This window comes from Candidatus Agathobaculum pullicola (assembly GCF_052117205.1).
Classification (GTDB): Bacteria; Bacillota; Clostridia; order Oscillospirales; family Butyricicoccaceae; genus Agathobaculum; species Agathobaculum pullicola.
In genome coordinates, this window is the sequence record NZ_JBQKJP010000016.1 from 34,465 (window position 1) to 54,074 (window position 19,610).

16 protein-coding genes are annotated in these 19,610 nt (G+C 55.0%); all 16 read right to left on the reverse strand.

Annotated features, from left to right (window positions below; all coding sequences use genetic code 11):
- Window positions 1-11 precede the first annotated feature (11 nt).
- Window positions 12-251, reverse strand: a complete 240-nt coding sequence (locus ACTQ3V_RS07510; RefSeq protein WP_441466977.1) for a hypothetical protein — start codon at window positions 249-251, stop codon at window positions 12-14.
- 17 nt (window positions 252-268) lie between these two features.
- Window positions 269-3,844 carry a chromosome segregation protein SMC gene (gene smc, locus ACTQ3V_RS07515; RefSeq protein WP_441466978.1) on the reverse strand — a complete coding sequence of 1,192 codons (3,576 nt, stop codon included), beginning with the start codon at window positions 3,842-3,844 and terminating at the stop codon, window positions 269-271.
- 170 nt (window positions 3,845-4,014) lie between these two features.
- Window positions 4,015-4,686: a ribonuclease III gene (gene rnc, locus ACTQ3V_RS07520; RefSeq protein WP_441466979.1), complete on the reverse strand. Its 672-nt coding sequence runs from the start codon at window positions 4,684-4,686 to the stop codon at window positions 4,015-4,017.
- Window positions 4,687-4,749: 63 nt separating this feature from the next.
- Window positions 4,750-5,763, reverse strand: coding sequence for a phosphate acyltransferase PlsX (gene plsX / locus ACTQ3V_RS07525; RefSeq protein WP_441466980.1), 1,014 nt, complete (start codon window positions 5,761-5,763; stop codon window positions 4,750-4,752).
- Window position 5,764: 1 nt separating this feature from the next.
- Entirely contained in the window at window positions 5,765-7,069 is a 1,305-nt protein-coding gene (trmFO, locus tag ACTQ3V_RS07530; RefSeq protein ID WP_441466981.1) for a methylenetetrahydrofolate--tRNA-(uracil(54)-C(5))-methyltransferase (FADH(2)-oxidizing) TrmFO, read from the reverse strand.
- Complete coding sequence (topA, locus tag ACTQ3V_RS07535; protein ID WP_441466982.1) at window positions 7,062-9,524, reverse strand: type I DNA topoisomerase; 2,463 nt, start codon at window positions 9,522-9,524, stop codon at window positions 7,062-7,064. The genes trmFO and topA overlap by 8 nt, the downstream gene beginning before the upstream one ends.
- 49 nt (window positions 9,525-9,573) lie before the next feature.
- Complete coding sequence (dprA, locus tag ACTQ3V_RS07540; RefSeq protein ID WP_441466983.1) at window positions 9,574-10,764, reverse strand: DNA-processing protein DprA; 1,191 nt, start codon at window positions 10,762-10,764, stop codon at window positions 9,574-9,576.
- 13 nt (window positions 10,765-10,777) lie between these two features.
- Window positions 10,778-11,557: a TrmH family RNA methyltransferase gene (locus ACTQ3V_RS07545; protein WP_441466984.1), complete on the reverse strand. Its 780-nt coding sequence runs from the start codon at window positions 11,555-11,557 to the stop codon at window positions 10,778-10,780.
- The gene (locus ACTQ3V_RS07550; RefSeq protein ID WP_441466985.1) at window positions 11,554-12,213 is read right to left on the reverse strand and encodes a potassium channel family protein; all 660 of its coding nucleotides are present in this window, start codon (window positions 12,211-12,213) and stop codon (window positions 11,554-11,556) included. The genes ACTQ3V_RS07545 and ACTQ3V_RS07550 overlap by 4 nt, the downstream gene beginning before the upstream one ends.
- A 63-nt stretch (window positions 12,214-12,276) precedes the next feature.
- Window positions 12,277-13,650 carry a TrkH family potassium uptake protein gene (locus ACTQ3V_RS07555; protein ID WP_441466986.1) on the reverse strand — a complete coding sequence of 458 codons (1,374 nt, stop codon included), beginning with the start codon at window positions 13,648-13,650 and terminating at the stop codon, window positions 12,277-12,279.
- Between the two features lie 261 nt (window positions 13,651-13,911).
- Window positions 13,912-16,014, reverse strand: a complete 2,103-nt coding sequence (locus tag ACTQ3V_RS07560; RefSeq protein WP_441466987.1) for an ATP-dependent helicase — start codon at window positions 16,012-16,014, stop codon at window positions 13,912-13,914.
- 1 nt (window position 16,015) lies between these two features.
- Complete coding sequence (gene yaaA / locus ACTQ3V_RS07565) at window positions 16,016-16,780, reverse strand: peroxide stress protein YaaA (protein WP_441466988.1); 765 nt, start codon at window positions 16,778-16,780, stop codon at window positions 16,016-16,018.
- Window positions 16,781-16,863: 83 nt separating this feature from the next.
- Window positions 16,864-17,325 (reverse strand): thioredoxin-dependent thiol peroxidase, encoded by a 462-nt coding sequence (bcp, locus tag ACTQ3V_RS07570; protein ID WP_441466989.1) that lies wholly within the window; start codon window positions 17,323-17,325, stop codon window positions 16,864-16,866.
- 603 nt (window positions 17,326-17,928) lie between these two features.
- Window positions 17,929-19,182, reverse strand: a complete 1,254-nt coding sequence (locus tag ACTQ3V_RS07575) for a site-specific integrase (RefSeq protein ID WP_022117667.1) — start codon at window positions 19,180-19,182, stop codon at window positions 17,929-17,931.
- A 14-nt stretch (window positions 19,183-19,196) separates the two neighbouring features.
- On the reverse strand, window positions 19,197-19,436 hold the full coding sequence (locus ACTQ3V_RS07580) for an excisionase (RefSeq protein WP_231195999.1): 240 nt from the start codon (window positions 19,434-19,436) through the stop codon (window positions 19,197-19,199).
- Window positions 19,418-19,610: hypothetical protein (locus tag ACTQ3V_RS07585; protein WP_441466990.1), on the reverse strand; the 193-nt coding region annotated here is incomplete at its 5' end. The genes ACTQ3V_RS07585 and ACTQ3V_RS07580, both read right to left, overlap by 19 nt.

Below are 19,610 nucleotides of genomic sequence, written 5' to 3' on the forward strand. Positions count from 1 at the left end.
ACACAAAACTCCTACATGACATCTAAATAGTACAGTGCTGTGCAGAACAGCATAAGCAGCGATCCCCCGGCAATCAACGCATTGCCTATCGCACGGCGCTCTCGCCCATCCCGTCCGGCCTCGTCTTCCTCATCGGTAGGGTGCAGATAGAACACCGCTCCCACCAAACCAAAAACAAAGGTAAACGGCCAAACAAACCATGAAATTGTGCCAATAGCGCCCAGAAACTCAAATAATGACTCTATGAACACTTTTCGTTTCCCCTCTGTTATCGAATTGCGCTGCCCAGCTGTTTTTCCGCCTCCGCGAGATTGAGCATCAGCATCTTAGACACGCCCTGCTCCTGCATGGTCACGCCATAGAGCATGTCCGCCTCCTCCATCGTACCACGGCGGTGCGTGATGACGATAAACTGCGTCGCATTGGCCAATCGGCGGATATACTGCGCAAAACGCGCGACGTTTACATCGTCGAGCGCGGCTTCGATCTCGTCGAGCACGCAGAATGGTGTCGGCCGCAGCTTTAAGATTGCAAAATACAGCGCAATCGCCACAAAGGCCTTTTCGCCGCCCGAAAGCAGCGTCAATGTTTTGACAGCCTTACCCGGCGGAGAAACACGGATATCAATACCACAGTTGAGAATATCCGAAGTATCAGCCAGCTGCAATTCCGCATGTCCGCCGCCGAAAATCTCGCGGAATGTCTCGCCGAAATAAGCGTTGAGCTTGGCAAACTCAGAGGCAAAAATCTCCTTCATGCTGACAGTCAACTGTTCGATAACCTTATACAGCTCATGCTGTGCTTTTTCCAAGTCATCCTTCTGCTCTCCCATAAAGGTATAGCGTTCCAGTGCCTGTTGATACTCCTCAACCGCGTCCAAATTGACGTTGCCGAGCGCACGCATCTTCATGCGGATACTCTGCGCCTGCTCTTTGGCGGCAGGCACATCCTCTAGCGGACGTGCGACCTCGGACGCAGGCGTGGGCGTCAACTCATAGTTTTCCCACATTTTATCCAAAATCTGCGTTTCCTCGGTTTTGAGTTGTCCCGCGCGGTTTTCCAGCCGCGCAGATTCACGCTCGAGACCAAGAATTTCTTCGTTTTTACTTTGCGTTTCGCGGTCAATCCGAGCGCGGTCGCCCTCTACTCGCTCACGCTGCTGTATTTTTACATTCAGTGTATCATGCAGCCGTCCCTCGGCCGCAGCAGTCTCCTTACCGGCGTCTTCAGTCCGCGTCAGTTCATCTGTCAAACGAGCAATTTCCGCTTCAAACCCCGCGATCGTATCCGCTGTGCCGGTCACGCCGGCATCCAATTCGGCCTTGAGTTGTTCCAAATCGACCAGCGCACGCGCTTCACTGGCCGCCTCCGAACGGTTCTGCGCCAGTTCGGTTTGCACTGCGGTCATGCGAGAAGCGTTTTCCGCAGCCTGTGTGCCCTGCCGTTCGAGCGCCGTGCGGCAATCCGCAACCTGTCTCTCGGCCTCGTCCAGCGCCTTCTGCGCGCCCGCCTGCTTTTCGTCACACTGTGCGATAGCATCCTCATACTGCTGCTTGGCCTGAGCAAGATTATCCCGCTCCAGCACCAGACTGTCATACTGATGCTGCAAACTGTCGAGCAGCACACCGTGCTGCGACACAGAAGCGCGCAGTCCGGCCTCATCCTGTTCGGCACGGATGCGCTCGGCCTCAATTGCTTTGAGGTCATACTCCAACGCTGCATATTCTTCCTTGGCTTCATGGAACGCGCGGTCGGCCTGCGCCCGTGCCGCTTCCAGCTTTCCAACCTGTTCCTGCGCGGCCTTGAGCCGTCCCGCACGGGCCAGCGCGCCTGTGCCGCGTGAGGCGGAACCGCCCGTCATCGCACCGCCTGCCTGTATAATCTGGCCGTCCAGTGTAACGATACGGAAACGGTGCCCATATGCGCGCGCCAGTGCAAGAGCGGTATCCATATTTTCGGAAACCACCGTGCGTGCCAGTAAGTTCTGCACGATAGCAGTATAGCGTTTATCAAAAGTGACCAGCCGGTCAGCAGTGCCAAAACAGCCATTTTCGCCTTCTAAACCGCTTTCACGCAGCATATTCGGACGAATCGTATCAATCGGCAAAAAGGTCGCGCGGCCGCCGTCCGTGCGCCGCAGGAACTCAATGCAGCGTTTGCCATCCGCCGAAGTATCAACCACAATCGAAGATGCGGACGCACCAAGCGCCGTATCAATCGCGGTGACAAAACGGTCATCGGTCGTAATGAGCGAAGATACCGGTCCGTGTACGCCGCGCATGGCGCCGCGCTCGACCTGCTGCATGATAGACTTGACCGAACGCGAAAAACCCTCGTAGTCCCGCTGCATATCGCTGAGCATCTTGACGCGGTTTTTGGCATCAGTCAGCGCAGCCTGTGCTTTCGTTAACTCACCCTGTAAAACTTCAGTCTTTTTGCGTCGGCTGTCCGCTTTGAGGGCGATACCCTGCACTTTATTTTTTGCACCGGCAAGCGTATCCAGGCACGCCTGCATGCGCGTCTCCAGCTCGTTGTGCTCCTGTTTCTCCTGTTCCAGCCGCTTGCCCGCAGCCTCAATGTCGGCTGTGATGGTGTCGCGTCGACCATCCATACCGGCAAGGCTGGTTTCCGCCGCCGTGCGGTCGAGCGCAAGCGCGTGCAGCTCGTTCTGTCTGGTATCACGCACTTGCTGCGCCTGCCGCAAGGTCTGCTCTGCCTGCGCACGACTCGCGTCCTGCACAGCGGTCTGCTTCTGCAAATCAGCAAGCTGAGCGGACAGGCCGGCATGGCGGGTATCGAGCAACTCGATGTGTGCGCGCCGTTCTGCCAACTGTGCGCCCAAATTATACGCCTGCTCACTGCGCTGCTGACTTTCGCGCCGTGCGCGGTCGATATTTTCCCGGTTGTTCTGAATATTGGCACGTAATACCGCCGCACGACTCGCCTGATCGGCCGCCCGCTGCTCGGTTTCGCGCAGCTGCTGGCGCAGACGGTCAGCCTCTCTGTCAATTTCTCGCATATCTTCGGAAAGCCGCTCGGACTGTGCATACAGCGCCTCCTGCGCTTGCTTGGCCTGCGTCAACTGACCGGAACAGATTGCCGTGTCCTGCTCCAGCTTAGACGCATCTGCCTTGATACGCGCAAGCGAAAGCAGCCAGAGCGATATCTCCAGCACACGCAGCTCGTCGCGCAGCAGCAAATATTGCTTTGCCTTATCCGCCTGCTTCTCCAGCGGACCAATCTGCCGCTCCAACTCATCGTACAGGTCGCGGATACGAGTCAGGTTTTCTTCGGTGGCGGCGAGCTTGCGTTCGGCCTCCTCCTTGCGATAGCGGAACTTGGTGATACCGGCCGCTTCCTCAAAGATTTCACGTCGATCCTCGCTCTTGAGCGACAAAATCTCGTCGATACGGCCCTGCCCGATGATGGAGTAGCCGTCACGCCCAAGGCCGGTATCCATGAACAGCTCATGGATATCACGCAGACGGCAGTGCTTTTTATTGAGAAAATATTCGCTCTCTCCGGAGCGGTAGTAACGACGAGTAACCATAATCTCGGTAAACTCCGAGCGGAACACGCCCGCAGAGTTATCCAAAATCAAAGAGACCTCGGCAAAGCCGACCGGCCCACGCTTGGCCGTACCGCCGAAGATAACGTCCTCCATTTTCGCACCGCGCAGCGAGCGCGAGGACTGTTCGCCCAACACCCAGCGGATCGCATCCGAAATATTCGATTTTCCCGAGCCGTTCGGCCCGACAATCGCCGTCATACCGCCGAGAAACTGAATCTCGGTCTTATCCGGAAATGACTTAAAGCCCTGTAGAATCAGGCTCTTTAATACCATGTGACACCTCGAAGATATATATGGTATTATTTTACCACTTGACACACCGGTTTTCAATGCGAAAAGCAGAATTTACGTCCTGTTCACACCTTGCCCGCGCTGTGCATCATAAGCCTCGCCAAATATGACAAAAGACTCCGAAAGCGTTTCTTTCGAAGTCTTTTTTATGCTCATTGTACGCCCATAGCGGCCAGCGCCTGCTTGGCGGCCATCTGCTCGGCTTCCTTCTTGCTTCGTCCGGTGCCGGACGCAAACACATTGGAGTTTAACAGCAGCTCCATGGTGAAGCGCTTGTCATGATCCGGCCCCGACTGCCCTGCCAGACGGTATTCCAGCGTTTCCTGCTTGTTTTTCTGCACAATTTCCTGCAGCATGGTCTTATAGTCCTTAAACGCACCGCCCGCAATCGCAACATCCACCTTATGCGGGATAAACCGCAGTACAAAGGCGCGCGCGGGTTCGATGCCGCCATCGAGGTAGATTGCGCCCAGCAGCGCCTCGGTCGCGTCGGCCAGAATACTCGGCCGCTCGCGCCCGCCGCCGGTCTCCTCGCCGTGCCCCAGCCGGATTTCGTCGGGAATCCCCAATTCGTGCGCGATTTCGCACAGCGCCCCCTCACATACGACCGCCGCGCGCAGCTTGGTCAAATCGCCCTCAGGCAGTTCCGGATAATGTGTGAACAAATAATCCGCCGTGACAAAGCCCAGCACCGAGTCGCCCAGAAATTCCAGCCGTTCGTTATGGTGCAAGTGGTTACCCCGATGCTCGTTGGCATACGAGGTATGCGTCATCGCAGTTTCCAGCAGCGCGGCATTTTTAAATTGATACTCTATCTTCAGCATATTTTCACCTCCCGCATGCGCCTTAGGGCGCGGGCATGGACGGTGGCGCAGCATCTGCCGCTGTTATTCCACCGTCATGTACTGTATATTCTGTTCGACTTGGTGAATCATCCCCGACTTAGTGTAGGCAATCGCCTGCCGCACCGCGTTCATCACAGCGATCTCATTGGATGAGCCATGCGCTTTGATGACCGGCTTTGCGATACCCAAGAAGGGCGCGCCGCCGATTTTATCCTGATTGAACAGATCGCGGAACTCGTCCATTCCCTTTTTGCAGGCAAGATACCCCAGTTTGGTGGCGGTGTTACGCGTAAAGACCCCCTTGATCTGGCCGGCCATAAAGCGCGCCACACCCTCGATGGTCTTAAGCATGACGTTGCCCGTAAATCCATCGCATACCGCCACGTCGCACGCGCCGAGCGGCACCATGCTGCCCTCGACATTGCCGACAAAGTTTAAGCGGCCCTCTTCTCCCGCCTTTTTGAGCAGCGCATAGGCTTCCTTGCGCAACGGGTCGCCCTTGGTATCCTCGGTGCCGTTGTTGACCAATCCGACACGCGGATTTTTCACCCCGTTAATCTTCTCCGCATACAGCGAACCAAGGAAGCCAAATTGCAGCAGCATTTCCGCCGTACACTCGGTATTTGCGCCCGCGTCACACAGCATAACCTGTCCGCCGCTGCACGGCATGACCGGCGCCAGCGCACCGCGACGGATGCCCTTGATGCGGCCGCCATACAGCGTCGCGCCGGTCAGCAGCGCACCCGTATTGCCTGCGGAAACAAGCGCATCGCCCTCGCCTGCCTTGAGCAGCTTGAACGCCACCGCCATGGAGGAATCCGGCTTTTTGCGCAGAACTGTCGCCGGGTCGTCGTGCATATCCACCAGATCGGAGGCCGGCATGATGGTCAGATTGTTCATGTCCTGCATGCCACGCTTTTTGAGAATCTCCGCGACTGTATCCGGCTGACCGACCAGCATCACTTGTTCGCCGTATTCCTTCGCTGCCAGCGCGCCGCCGATAACGGCAGACTCCGGCGCGTTATCGCCGCCCATTGCATCCACGATGATCCTCATATCAAAGCTCCCCTTTCAGGCTGTCGATCTTTTCGAGCGCTCGCTCGGATATCTTTGTATTTTTCTCCCGCTTGCCTTTGATTTTATGGCCCAGCGGGTCGAGAATACCAAAATTGATGTTCATCGGCTGAAATTTCGTCACCGTATGATCGGAAATATAGCGCGCAAGCGCGCCCGTTGCGGTCTGTCGGTCAAGTGCAGGCATCGTTTTGTCCTGCATTTCAAGCGCGGTTGCCACCCCCGCGACCCAGCCGGACGAGGTGGACTCCACATAGCCCTCCACACCGGTCATCTGTCCCGCAAAGCGGATACGCGGGTCGGCTTTGAGTGCATAGGTTGCGTCCAGCAGACGCGGTGAATCCAAAAACGTGTTGCGGTGCATCACGCCATACCGCACAAACTCGGCATGCCGCAGCGCCGGAATCATGGAGAACACGCGCTTCTGCTCGCCCCATTTGAGGTGCGTCTGGCAGCCGACCAGATTATACAGCGTACCCTGCGCATTGTCGCGCCGCAGCTGCAATACCGCGTATGGGTCTTTGCCCGTCTTGGGATCGGGCAGGCCAATAGGCTTTAAAATGCCGAAACGCATGGTGTCGTACCCGCGGCGGGCGTTGACCTCAATGGGCATGCAGCCCTCGAACACTTTGGAATCCTCGAAGCCGTGCACGGGCGCCTCCTCCGCCGTGGTCAGCGCATCCCAGAAGGCATCGTATTCCTCCTTGGAAAACGGACAGTTAATGTAGTCCGCCGTACCCTTGCCATAGCGCGAGGCGATATAAGCGGAGTCCATATCGATGCTCTCCGCCGTGACAATGGGTGCGGCTGCGTCGTAGAAATGCAGGAACTCGCCGCCGACTTTGCGGTGAATCGCGTCGAACAGCGTATCCGAGGTCAGCGGGCCGGACGCGACGATGACCTTTCCCTCGGGAATGTCAGTCACTTCTCCGTATACGATTTCAATATTGGGATGATGTTTGATTTTGTCCGTCACCGCATGCGCAAACGCTTCGCGGTCCACCGCGAGCGCGCCGCCTGCCTCGACACGGTTCTCGTCCGCGCAAGCGAGAATCAGACTATCCAGACGGCGCAGTTCTTCTTTCAGCAGCCCCGCCGCGTTGGAAAGCTCATCCGAGCGCAGTGAGTTGGAGCAAACCAGCTCCGCAAAATCATCCGAATGATGCGCAGGCGAGTGCTGCTGCGGCTTCATTTCGCACAGACGCACCGAAATGCCACGCTGCGCGAGCTGCCACGCCGCTTCGCAGCCCGCAAGCCCCGCGCCGATGACCGTTACCTGATTACTCATCCGCGGCCTCCTTTTCTTTCGCGGACTTACGGGCGGGCTTTTTCGCCTTTGCAGCCTTTTCCGCCGCCTTTTCGGCTTCATATTTCGCCAGCGCCTTGGCATACTGTCCCTGCTGCGTTTTGGTCAGCGCCTGCACATCTTCATCTTTCAGTTTTTTAAAGCGATTGGTGGTCTTGGTCATCCACGGCACTTGCTTTTTTGCGGCCGACTTGTTGGCTGTCGCTTTTTTCGTCACCTTTTTGGGCTTTTCCTCCGCTTCTCCCGCAGCTTCCGCCGCAGCCTTGGCTGCCGCGCGCTCCGCCGCTTTCGCAGCGCGCGCCTCACGACGCTGGCGGTTCTTTTCGGCCTCCTCAGGCGATACGCCCTCCTTGACCAACTCCTTATAGCCGCAGCCCTCGCGCAGGCACACGTCCGTGACCTCCTTGGAATCGCGGTCGGTGTGGCGGAACAGCGAGGAATCGCACTGTGGACACTTGGTCTTGAGCGGCTTATCCCACGTCATGAACTGGCAGGTGGGGTAAGTGTCACAGCTGTAATACACATAGCCGCGCGCGGATTTCTTTTTGACCACCTTCGCGCCGCACATCGGGCAGGCTGCGCCTGTATCCTCGGTGATGGGCTTGGTGTTGGTGCACTCCGGAAAGCCCGGGCAGGCAAGAAACTTGCCGAAGCGACCGGACTTGATGACCATATTGCGTCCGCACTTGTCACAAATGACGTCCGTGACCTCGTCCTGAATCTTGATACGCTTGCCCTCAAGATCCACTTCCGCCTGTTTGAGCGCACTCTCAAAGCCGTCGTAAAATTTGTGCAGCAGCTGGATGTAGTCCAGTTTGCCCGCCTCCACCTCGTCAAGCTGCTCCTCCATATTGGCGGTGAACTCATAGTCCGCCACCGACTTGAACTCATCGACCAGCAGGCCGGTCACGCCCTCACCCAGCGGGGTCGGACGCAGTGCGCGATTCTCCTTGGTCACATAGTCACGGTCGAGAATGGTCGATATCGTCGGCGCATAGGTCGACGGACGCCCGATGCCGCGCTCTTCCATCGCGCGGATGAGCGATGCCTCAGTGTAGCGCGCGGGCGGCTGCGTGAAGTGCTGCGCGGGATCAAGCTTTTGCACCGTGAGCATATCGCCCTCGGCAAAGCGCGGCAACGGCTTGCCCGCCTCGCCTTTTTTCTCGTCGTCCGTGCCTTCCTCATAAACCGCCGTAAAGCCCGGGAATGCGACCGTGTGGCCGGATGCGCGGAACACCTGTCCCTCGCATACGATATCCGCCGAGACGGTATCCAGCAGCGCGTCCGCCATCTGACACGCAACAAAGCGCGACCAGATGAGCCTATACAGCTTATACTGATCGGGCGTCAGATACTGACGAATTTCATCCGGCAAGAGCTTGACGTCCGATGGACGAATCGCTTCATGCGCGTCCTGCGCATTTCCCTTGGTTTTAAATACGCGCGGCTTGCCGGGATAGTACTCCTCACCGTAGCGGCCGCGAATAAAGCCTGCGGCGGCAGCCGTGGCCTCGTCCGACAGACGCAGCGAGTCAGTACGCATGTAAGTGATCAGACCGGTCAGGCCGTACTCGCCCAATTCGATACCTTCGTACAATTCCTGCGCAATGCTCATCGTGCGGCGCGGGGTCATATTGAGCTTGCGGCTGGCTTCCTGCTGCAACGTAGACGTGATAAACGGCGGCGCAGGCGTGCGTTTTTTCTTACCGCGCTTGATATCGCCTACTGTAAACGGTTTACCGCTTACGGCATCTACAATCGCCTGTGTCTGCTCCTCGTTTTTCAGCTCCACCTTGCCCGATGCGTCGCCATAATAGCGTGCGGTAAACCGACCGCCATCTTCGGTTTGCAGCAGCGCCTCGATCGTCCAGTATTCCTCAGGCACAAAGGCGCGAATCTCATTTTCGCGGTCGACAACCAGACGGGTCGCAACGCTCTGCACGCGGCCTGCACTCAGTCCACGCTTGACCTTGCGCCACAGAAAGGGTGACAGCTCATAGCCTACAATACGGTCGAGAATACGACGCGCCTGCTGTGCGTTGACCAAATCAATATCAATATCGCGCGGATGCTCGATACCATATTTGACCGCAGGCTTGGTGATCTCATTGAAGGTCACGCGCTTAGAATCCTTGTCCTTCAGCTTGAATAGCTCTTTGATATGCCAGGAAATGGCCTCTCCCTCGCGATCAGGGTCGGTTGCGAGATACACGAAATCGCTCTTGCGGATTTCGCTGCGAATTTCCTTGATGATTTTATCTTTTCCCTCGATCGGCACATATTCCGGTTTAAAATCGTGCTCGATATCGACGCTCATTTTTTTCTTTGGCAAATCGCGCAGATGCCCCATCGAAGCCTTGACCACATAGCCCGACCCCAGATATTTGCCAATGGTTTTTGCCTTGGCGGGCGACTCCACGATGACTAATTTCGACATGTTTTTCCTCCGTTTTCGGCCGACGCACATAGCAGCAGCCGAGGTTCATTTACTGACAGCCTATCACCAGTCTGCCCTTTTCGCGGCGCAGAATACCATCCATCTCAAGCATGGTGATAAGGCTCATAACACGCGGCGCGGGCAGGCCGCAGCGCTCGATCAAATCCTCCGGCGTGCCCACGCCCTGCTGCACAAGCTCCACGATACGGCGCTCATCACCGCTCAGGCTGTCTGCCATCACACTGGGCGGCGGCGGTGCAGGTTTTTCCGTCTTTCGGGGCGTTTGACGCGCTGCATGGGTTTTTTGCGGTGTTTTCACAAAATGCGGCGCACGATGCTCTCCGGAGCGCGCAGGCAGCAGTCCACTGTACGTCCGCACAAGTGCCTCCGGGCTGCGCAGCAATGCCGCTTCGCCCTTTTCAATCAACGCATTGCAGGCCGCTGACTGTGGCGCATCCAGCGCGCCGGGGACGGCATACACATCGCGCCCCTGATCGAGCGCGGCCCGCGCGGTGATGAGTGCGCCTGATCGATAGCCCGGCGCTTCCACAATAACCGCTGCGACCGAAAGGCCGCTGATGATGCGGTTGCGGGCATGATAATGCTCACCGCGTGGCTCAGTACCGGGTGGATATTCACTGACGATTGCACCCGAGAGCAGGATATCGCCCATCAGTCCACGGTGCTGCGGCGGATAACACACATCCACGCCTCCCGCCAGTACAGCGACCGTCAGTCCGCCGGCCCGCAGCGCGCCGCGATGCGCCGCACCGTCATTGCCCAGCGCCATGCCGCTGACCGTGATAAAACCGGCCCGCCCCAGGGCGCTGCCGATGTGCTCCGCGGTTTGCAGGCCGTAAGGCGTGGCCTCGCGCGTGCCGACAACGGCAATGCCGGGCATGACGTCAAAATCCGGCCACTTACCGCGCACATACAGTACGACCGGCGGGTTCTCGATTGCGCGAAGCCTATCGGGATAGGCGCTGTCGCCGAGCGTGATAATCTGAATACCGTCTCCCGCGCACTGGGCTAAAATACGCTCGGCTTCGTCGGTATTTTTATCGCACAGCGCGTCCACCTGCACCTTGCGCAGCGGACAGTCCCGCGCTGTAGTCAGCGATGTGCGATCGGCCGCAAACACCGCTTCGGGCGAACCAAACGCGCGCAGCAAGCCCACTGCCGCACCCGCTCCCAATCCTCGCCGGGTGGCAAGCCATACATAACTCAACCTTGAGGACATACCGCACGCCTCCTTATTTTGTCATTTCATAAATCACGATAGCCGCGGCAACGCCTGCATTGAGCGACTCGGCACGCCCGTGCATTGGGATAATCACACGCCGGTTGCTGAGCGCGAGCGCCTGCGGTGTCACGCCGCGCCCTTCGCTGCCGATGATAACCGCGGCACGCCCCAACGGCACTGTGTCCAACGGTTCGCTGTCCGCATGCAGCGCAGTCGCATAAACCGCCAAGCCTTGCGCACGCAGTCGCTCCACGGCCTCCTGAAGCGGCAGCTGCACGCACGGCAGGCGAAACACGGCCCCCATAGTCGAGCGCACGACCTTGGGGGAAAACGGATCGGCGCAGCCCTCGCACAATACAACGGCACCGAGTGCAAATGCTTCTGCGGTGCGTAAAATCGTGCCAAGGTTGCCCGGGTCCTGCAAACCGTCCAGCAAAAGCACCTGTGCTTTGCCGTCCAGCGCATCCGCCGTCCAACGCGGCTGCTTGCAGGAGAAAATCACGTTTTGCGGTGTTTCCACCTCGCTGGCATGCTCAAACAATGTGTCCGGCGCGCAATAAAGTGCGGCGCCCGCCTGCGCGGCACGATCCAGCAGGCCGTCCGGCAGCCTGCCCTTCGCCCGTTCGCGCACCAGCAGCACGCCGGGCTGCGCCCCTGAACGCAGCGCCTCCTCCAGCATCTTTTCGCCCTCGCACAGCATTTCCCCTGTGCTGCGGCGGTACTTCCGCTCCCGTCCCAGCCGCGCCAGATGCCGCAGCGCGCTGTTTTGACGGCTTTCAATCGTAATCAATGCTGTTCCACCAGCTTATCTACGTTTTCGTTCGTGCCAATCACGATGAGTAAATCATCCGCCCCGATCACTTGATTTGCCTGCGGCGTAACATCTACCTTTCCGCCCTCGCCGTGGCGAATTGCCAATACATTCACCTGATAGCGCGCACGCACTCCCAACTGACCAAGCGAACGGCCAATCCAGTTTTTCGGCGGATGGATTTCCAAAATGGAAAATTCCTCCGACACACCAATATAATCGACCACATTGGTGCGCACCAGACGCTGCGCCAGCCGCTGCCCCATTTCACTCTCCGGCAGCACCACGCGATCCGCGCCCACACGCTCCAGTACACGGGCATGCACCGGACTTTGCGCCTTGGCTACGACATATTTTGCGCCCATCTCCTTGAGCATCACCGTGATCAGAATACTCGCTTCCATATCCGCACCGACCGCAACGATGCAGCAATCAAAATTACGCGCGCCAACCGAACGCAGCACGGCTTCGTCCTGCGCGTCACCGCGGATGGCCTGTGTCACATCATCCGCGATATGCTGCACGTTTTCCTCATCCTCATCCAGCACAAGGACCTCCTGCCCAAGCGAGGCCAGTTCCCGCGCTACAGCCGATCCAAACCGGCCCAGACCGATTACCAAAAAGGATTTCATCATCCAAGTCTCCTCTGATTTTCCCGATTGCCGCAGCCCCCAACGAGGACACGCGGCAAAATCCGTTTATCCTACCATGACATCCGCATCCGGATACTGCATTTTGGGTGGCTCCCGATGGCGCATCAGCACCGCAACGCCCAGCGTCAACACACCTACACGCCCCAGATACATCAACAAAATCAAAATCAGGCGGGAAAGCGCATGCAGCGTAGGCGTCAGCCCCATTGACAGGCCAACCGTTGCAAATGCCGATACAGCTTCAAACAAGCATATGCCGAACGGTACATTTTCCACATAGGAAATCACACACGCACCCGTCAGGCTGAGCGTTCCGCCCACAATCATCATCGTGACTGCGTTCATGATACTGCGCGAAACAATCGTGCGGCCAAAAGCGGAAACCGTCGTACGGCCACGCAGCGCGGAAAGCGCACTGAGCACCAGAACGGCCGCCGTCACGGTTTTGATACCGCCTGCTGTCGAGCCGGGCGAGCCGCCAATCATCATCAGCAGGCAGGCGACCGCCTGTGAAGGGCCGGTCAATGCCCCTTGGTCAATGGTGTTGAAGCCCGCAGTGCGCAGCGTGACTGATTGGAACGCTGCCGCCAGCACTTTATCCTGCACCGACATTGCACCCAGCGTATGCGGATTGCTCCATTCAAAAAACAGGGTGAGTACAAAGCCCGCACAGAGCAAAAACGTGGTTGTAACCAGTACCAGCTTGGTATGCAGACGCAGTCGGCGAAAACGGCGTTTGTCCCAAATGTCTCCCCAAACGAAAAATCCCAGACCGCCTATCACGATCAACGCCATAATCGTCAGGTTCACAATCAGGTCATCCGCATAGCCGGTCAGCGAGGCAAACGGATTATCCGGCGTACCAACCAAATCAAATCCAGCGTTGCAGAAGGCAGATACTGAATGAAATACACCCATTTTAATGCCCTGCCATAGCCCCATACGCGGGATGAATCGTGTTGCAAGAATCACTGCTCCTGCCCCTTCAAACGCGAGCGTGCCCAGCAATACGCGACGGGTCAATCGGACGATACCCGCGTTTTCCGTCAAATTCATCCCCGCGCTCATCACCATGCGCTCGCGCAGCGTGATGGTGCGGCGGGTAAGAAAAGAGGCAATCGACGCCAACGACATAAAGCCCAAGCCGCCTATCTGGATAAGTAACAGAATCACGGCCTGTCCGAAACCCGACCAGTGCGTCGCTGTCCCAACGGTGACCAAACCAGTTACACAAGTAGCCGAGGTCGCGGTAAATAAGGCATCCAGAAAATCTGTCGGCTCTCCACCCCTGGCGGATACAGGCAGCATGAGCAGCACCGCGCCGGTCAGGATAGTAATCAGAAAGCCCAATGCAATCACCATTGCGGCCTGCATGCCCGGACGACGTCCTTTCCGTCCAAAATATCTCACGCGGTTCATTTATGTTCCTTCCCTTTTTGTGAAATGCCAAAAGCCTGAACACACCGTCCAGGCTTTATCAGGCGTTTTATGGCTCCGTACTGAACGGCTTTATCGCAGGGATACAGAGCCAAGCATCTGAATCCTGTATTACGACCAATTTAGTTTATCATAGGTGTTTCCCATTTTCAAGATGGTTATTTAAATTGTATCGAACGATTAAATTCTGCAATTTTCTGCTTTTTTCGGTATTTCTGCACTGCTCCGCGACGAAATCTCGCTTCACTCCCGGCGAAGCTGCCCGAGCCGCAGCGCCACGGAAACCGCAATCTTTTTCGTCTCGCCGCTGTCAAAAGCAATCATGCCGATATCTCCGCTCCGGCTGACCAGTGTTCCGGGGCCGAAGGCTTTATGAAGTAATCGAATACCGGGAATATAGTCTTTGGCAATAGCCGCAATGCGGGCCGCATCCGGCTCTTTCCGGACAGCCGGCTTTTTAACCGTTGTCGGCGGTTGCGCCGCGCGTCCTGTTTCAGGCGGAAAGATTTCCCGCGCAAAGGCGGACTGCAAACCGACCTTTCGGAAGGTCATAATACCAAGCTCCCGCTTGGCTCTCGTCAGTCCCACATAAAACAGCCGCCGCTCTTCCTCGTAAGCGTCAAGCTTCTCCGGTTCTGCATCTGCTCCGGGCATCACCTTGGGCAATAGTCCGTCCGCTACGTCCATCAGGATAACCCGCTCGTATTCCAATCCCTTGCTGGAGTGGATGGTAGAGAGCACAAACGGACAGTCTGCATCCGTTCCACCCCGCTGTACCACTTCCCGCAGTTCCTCCAGACGATCGAGCAGCCGTTCCGGCGTAGGCTCCTGCGCTCCCAGCGCTTCCAGAATGTCCGCTTTGGTCAAGTCTCCGCCCCGCTCTTTTAAATAATCCTCATAGCCCATAAAATGGACAATGCGGTAAACCGCCTTATCCGCCCGCTCACGGAGCAGATTATTCAGATGCGTCTGCAAGGTTTTGCACTGTTTTTGCGTCCACGGCGAGGCTGCGGAAGAAGCGGCGATATACCCAAGAATCGTCTCGCCCTCCGACGCAGCACGGTCAGCCGCAACCTGTGCCACCACCTTGCTGATGCCCGCCCCCAGCTTATAGTACAAACTCAAAAACAGCTCTCCGTCGTTCGGGTTCTGCGCGAAACGAATGATATCCGTGATATCACGCACTACTCGATTGGTAAAAAACAGACTTTCCACCTGCCTGCAGCGGTAAGGGATACCCGCACGGTCCATGCGGTCGATGAGCGGCAGCGCGCTGTCATTATCCCGATACAAAACAGCCGTTTCCACCGTGCAGCTCTCCGCCAGCTTGCAGAGGTAGGCATACTGCTTCTGCCGGTCATAAACCGAACATTCGCGCACCGCCGGGCCGCTGCCTTGCGTGGCTCTCATATGCTTGGGGCGACGGTTATGGTTTTTCTGGATGAACCGATCCGCCGCCGACACAATCTGCCGCGTGGAGCGGTAATTCTGCTCCATATACAGCACCTTGGCGTTTGGATAAACGGTGTCAAACTCGGTCAGCGCCTGCGGATAGGCCGCTCGAAATCCGTAAATGCTCTGATCCTCATCGCCAACCATAAACAGGTTTCCGCTCTGCCCCGCAAGCAGACGGATGATGGTATGCTGGATTTTAGAGGTGTCCTGCGCCTCATCCACGCAGAAATACGTGTAACGCGTCTGGAAATCACGCAAGATTTCGGGATATTGGCGCAAAATCCGCAGCGCATAGACCATCTGATCGTCATAATCCATCAGCTGCCGCTCGCGCAGTGCCTTGCCGTATGCCGCAAAAAACGCGGCAAAGTCGACCCCCTCCACCTCGACCGCGGACAGTTCCTCGCCCTTGAGCATCTGGTTTTTCGCATAGGTAAGCGCGGTCTGAAGGGCTTTTACCGTGCTTTCCGTGGCAAACTCCTTACTTTGCATCCGATACAACTCGCTGATGAGCGCGCTTTTCTGCACGCCTTCCTCGAGCAGTCGGAAAGCGGTACGGCCAAATGTGCGCTCGTAATAGCGAATAATTCGACTGCATACACCGTTGATAGTGCGAAATTCCAGACACTTTGCTTCTTCCTCACCGAAGAAAGCGGCGTATCGCGCCTGCATGTCCCGCGCAGCCGCCACGGTATACGTCATGGTTAGAATCCGCTCGGGCGGGATTGACCGCACATAACGCATATACCCCAGCCGGGTCACCAGCACGGTGGTCTTGCCACTGCCCGGTACCGCCAGCAGCAGCACCGACCCGTCTACCGCCTGCACCGCTGTTTCCTGCTGCGCATCCAGAGGAATGGAAAATTTCGTTTTAAATTGGGAAAAATCCATGTTACACTCCGCGTTCTGATGCCTTTTTCAACAGAAAGACATAGGTATTCTCATCAGAGTGATCCGGCGAAAAGGTATAGTGCAAGCAGGAAAAGGTTTTGAGTGCCTCCGGACTTTCCGCGTGGGTTTCAGCCAAATGGCGTACCATTTCTCCGCGAGCCATCTTGCACAGCGTCCCTTTCTCCACGATTTTACCGTCCTTCTCCTCCCCGAATACACAGGTGATAAACTGCGTTCCCGGCTTTTTATGGCGCGAGACACAGACGCTGTACTCCTTGGAGGCGAGATTGATGATGCAATCGGTTTCCTGATACAGCTTATCTGCAATCTCTCCGCGCCAATAACCGTACAAATCCCTCGCCCCATTGGTTTGCAGCTTGGCCTGCATCTCCAGTCGGTAGGGTGTCACCCCGTCAAAGGGGCGTAGAACGCCGTATAATCCGGACAGGATACGCAGATGCGCCTGCACATAGGCAAGCTGTTCCTCCGTGAATACGCCGGGCGCCATGTACTGATACTGAATTCCCTCATAGGATAGAATTGCCGGGGTCAGGCATGTGCGCAAATCCATGCTCTCCAGCCGCTCCACATTCTGCGCAGCGATGGCGTCATTGCACTTCCAGAGCTTTTTCAGTTCCTCATACGGCATAGATTTGAGTATTTGGTAAAGCGTTTCCGCCCTGTTGATAAAACAGGGCAGATCTTGCCACGAAAGCGTATCCGCATCTACTTTCATCTTTTTCGCTGGTGAAATAATAATCCGCATATTCGTCCTCACGCCCATAAGCCAATCCTGCAAACCGCCAAGCACATATTCCCATGCACGATCATCCTACTTTACCCCTTGCATCACGCTTCAGCCAAATACCCCAGAATTTCAGCTGCATTGGTATCCGGCTTCACCTTGGGCATCACCTTTTCAATCATTCCCTTTTCATCGATCAGGTACGTTGCGCGCACAACGCCCATGCCTACCTTACCATAGAGCTTCTTTTCCTGCCAGACGCCATAGGCCTGAATAGCTTGCAGTTCCGGGTCGGAGAGCAGCACAAAGGGCAACTCATACTTCTGTGCAAATTTGAGATGCGAGGCCACAGAATCCTTACTGATGCCAATCACCACGACGTTCTTCTCTTTAAACGCTTCGTAATTCTGTGCAAAGGCGCAGGCCTGACGGGTGCAGCCAGGCGTATTGTCTCTGGGATAAAAATATAAAACCACTTTCTTGCCCAGAAAATCAGACAATCTGACCGCATTGCCATCCTTATCGGGCAGTGTAAAATCCGGGGCTTTTGTACCAACTTCCAGCATAATAATTCTCCTTTTTCATCTGTTTTTCTTTTGCATAGCATCACGTTTTGCAGCCTGTATCCCTCATACCGCAGCCACACACTCCCATATTGGCGCTGCGCTTATATACAGCACATGCTATTGGTTTGGCCGCGCACAAACGTCTCATTTCTTCATATTGATAGACGAACAGGACCGCCGATCGTTCAGCAGTCCTGCTTGTTCCTATGTGATCCCCGGCCTCAGTTTTCCAGCGGCTTCATGGTCGGAATTTCAAGGGAGAGTATCTTATACCCTGATTTAACCTCTCTTTTCCTTACTTTGTTAATCCAAACCGTTTTCATTAAAGTACATAACCTCACATAAGATGTCATAACTTTATTTGGTTTGTCGTAAAAATTGTCGTAAAAAAACGAGGGTGTTTTCATTGTCCAACGATTTAGGACATCGTTTCAATTCTTGCTATAACCCAACATAGTTCAAAATAAGTCGCAAATCAGATTTTTTCAAAATCCTACTTTACTTTATTTTCGATTAGTTTCGTGGGGGCTTTGTGTAAGAATTGATGTAAATGATGTAAATGCTTTTATCCACCAACTATGAAGTCCGTATCAATTTAATCTGTCAAACCGACACTTTATTATACTCATTTTTGAAGTAGGAGTCAAGACCTTCAAATTCGGACTTCCTCAGCTCCTTTGTTACATCGGTATAGATGTTGAGCGTAGTTGAAATATCCTTATGACCGAGCGTGTCCTGAATAACCTTAACATTTACCCCTGCTTCGCACATTCTTGTTGTGAAAGTGTGCCTTAAAGAATGGCAGCTAAAATGCGGGAGCAATACTTCTGCATTTTCATCTTTCAACAACTGCTCATCGTTACAGTCACGAATAATACGGCGAATTGCTTTGTTGAGGGTTGCCTGATGTTGCGGCTGACCGAAACGGTTGATGAAGATAAAATCGGTGTATCCGTCAACAGTCGCTTCACAATGAAGGTCAAGCAATTCCTGTCTTTCTTTTTCCATTAAAAATGCTTCTTTGACGAAACCGAGCATAGGCACTTTTCTTCTTCCTGCCGGGGTTTTGGTTGTATTAACATTGAAGTAACAGCCACGCTTACTGCCCTCGGTACGGTGGTCGTAGTAAACCAGCGTGTGGTTCACATCAATGATACCTTCTTCCAAATCAATATCGCACCATCTTAACCCTGTAACCTCACCAACACGAAGTCCCGTCCCAATCATAACCGCAAACACCGGATACCAATACTTTGATGTCGGAGAGTTTTTCAGATAGTCAAGAAACAATTCTTGCTCCGGCTTTGTTAAGGCTCTACGCTTCTCGGTCTGAAAACAATGGGACTGTTTCAACTCTTTAAGCACATTGTTTGACGGGTTATTCCTGATGTAGTCATCATCGACCGCCATATCCAAAATCTGATGGAGAACCGTATGAATATTATCAATGGTCGCCGGCTTCAGATGGCGTTCGTCTGCAAGGTAATTATAGAACCTCTTTATATCTGTTTTTCTCAGAGACGATACAGTCTTTGAACCTATCTGATGACGGACAAAGGTCTCATACATATACTTATAGTTTTCAAAGGTGTTGTTTTTCAGACCTCGCTTCAAATCCTTCCAAAGCTCATAAATGTCATTGACCGTTGTGTATCGAGCTTCTGCCTTAATGCCATCGCTCTTGTCTTTTGCGATTTGTTCCTCTTTATATCGCAGTTCATCAAGTGTCTTGGCATACACATAACGCCTTTTGTGGTTGGCGTCCGTCCAACTGAAATGGTATGTACCATCGGCTCTCTGTGATTCGCCTGTACGAAGCACTACTCTTGATTTGTCTTTTCTTTTTGTTCTTGGCATAACTTTTTCCTCCCTTAAATACAAAATTGCTTATCAAGATAATCAATAAACTTGTCTCGGATTACACAGACCTGAACACCGTTAGTGACAGCAAAGGGACAATCGCCCCTCATTATGATTTGCCTGATTTTTGTCCTGCCGATACCGGTGTACTCAGCTGCTTCCTCAACCGTTAGAACCTTCTTCTCCCAAAAGGGAGCATTTTCTTTTCGCTTATCAAGTAAGACTCTGTAAGCTAAAACATCGCTGTCCATAAGCCCTCCTTCCTATATTGAGTACATTTTCTCAATGTACTCATCAAAAACTCGTCTCTTAATTGCATACGGCGGCGGCCAGCGGCCGCTGGTGCGGAGCAGAACGGCCGCGGTGCGGTCTGAGTAACAGCCGCCACTAACAACTTGATGTAGTCCAGATATTCTCCATAATGG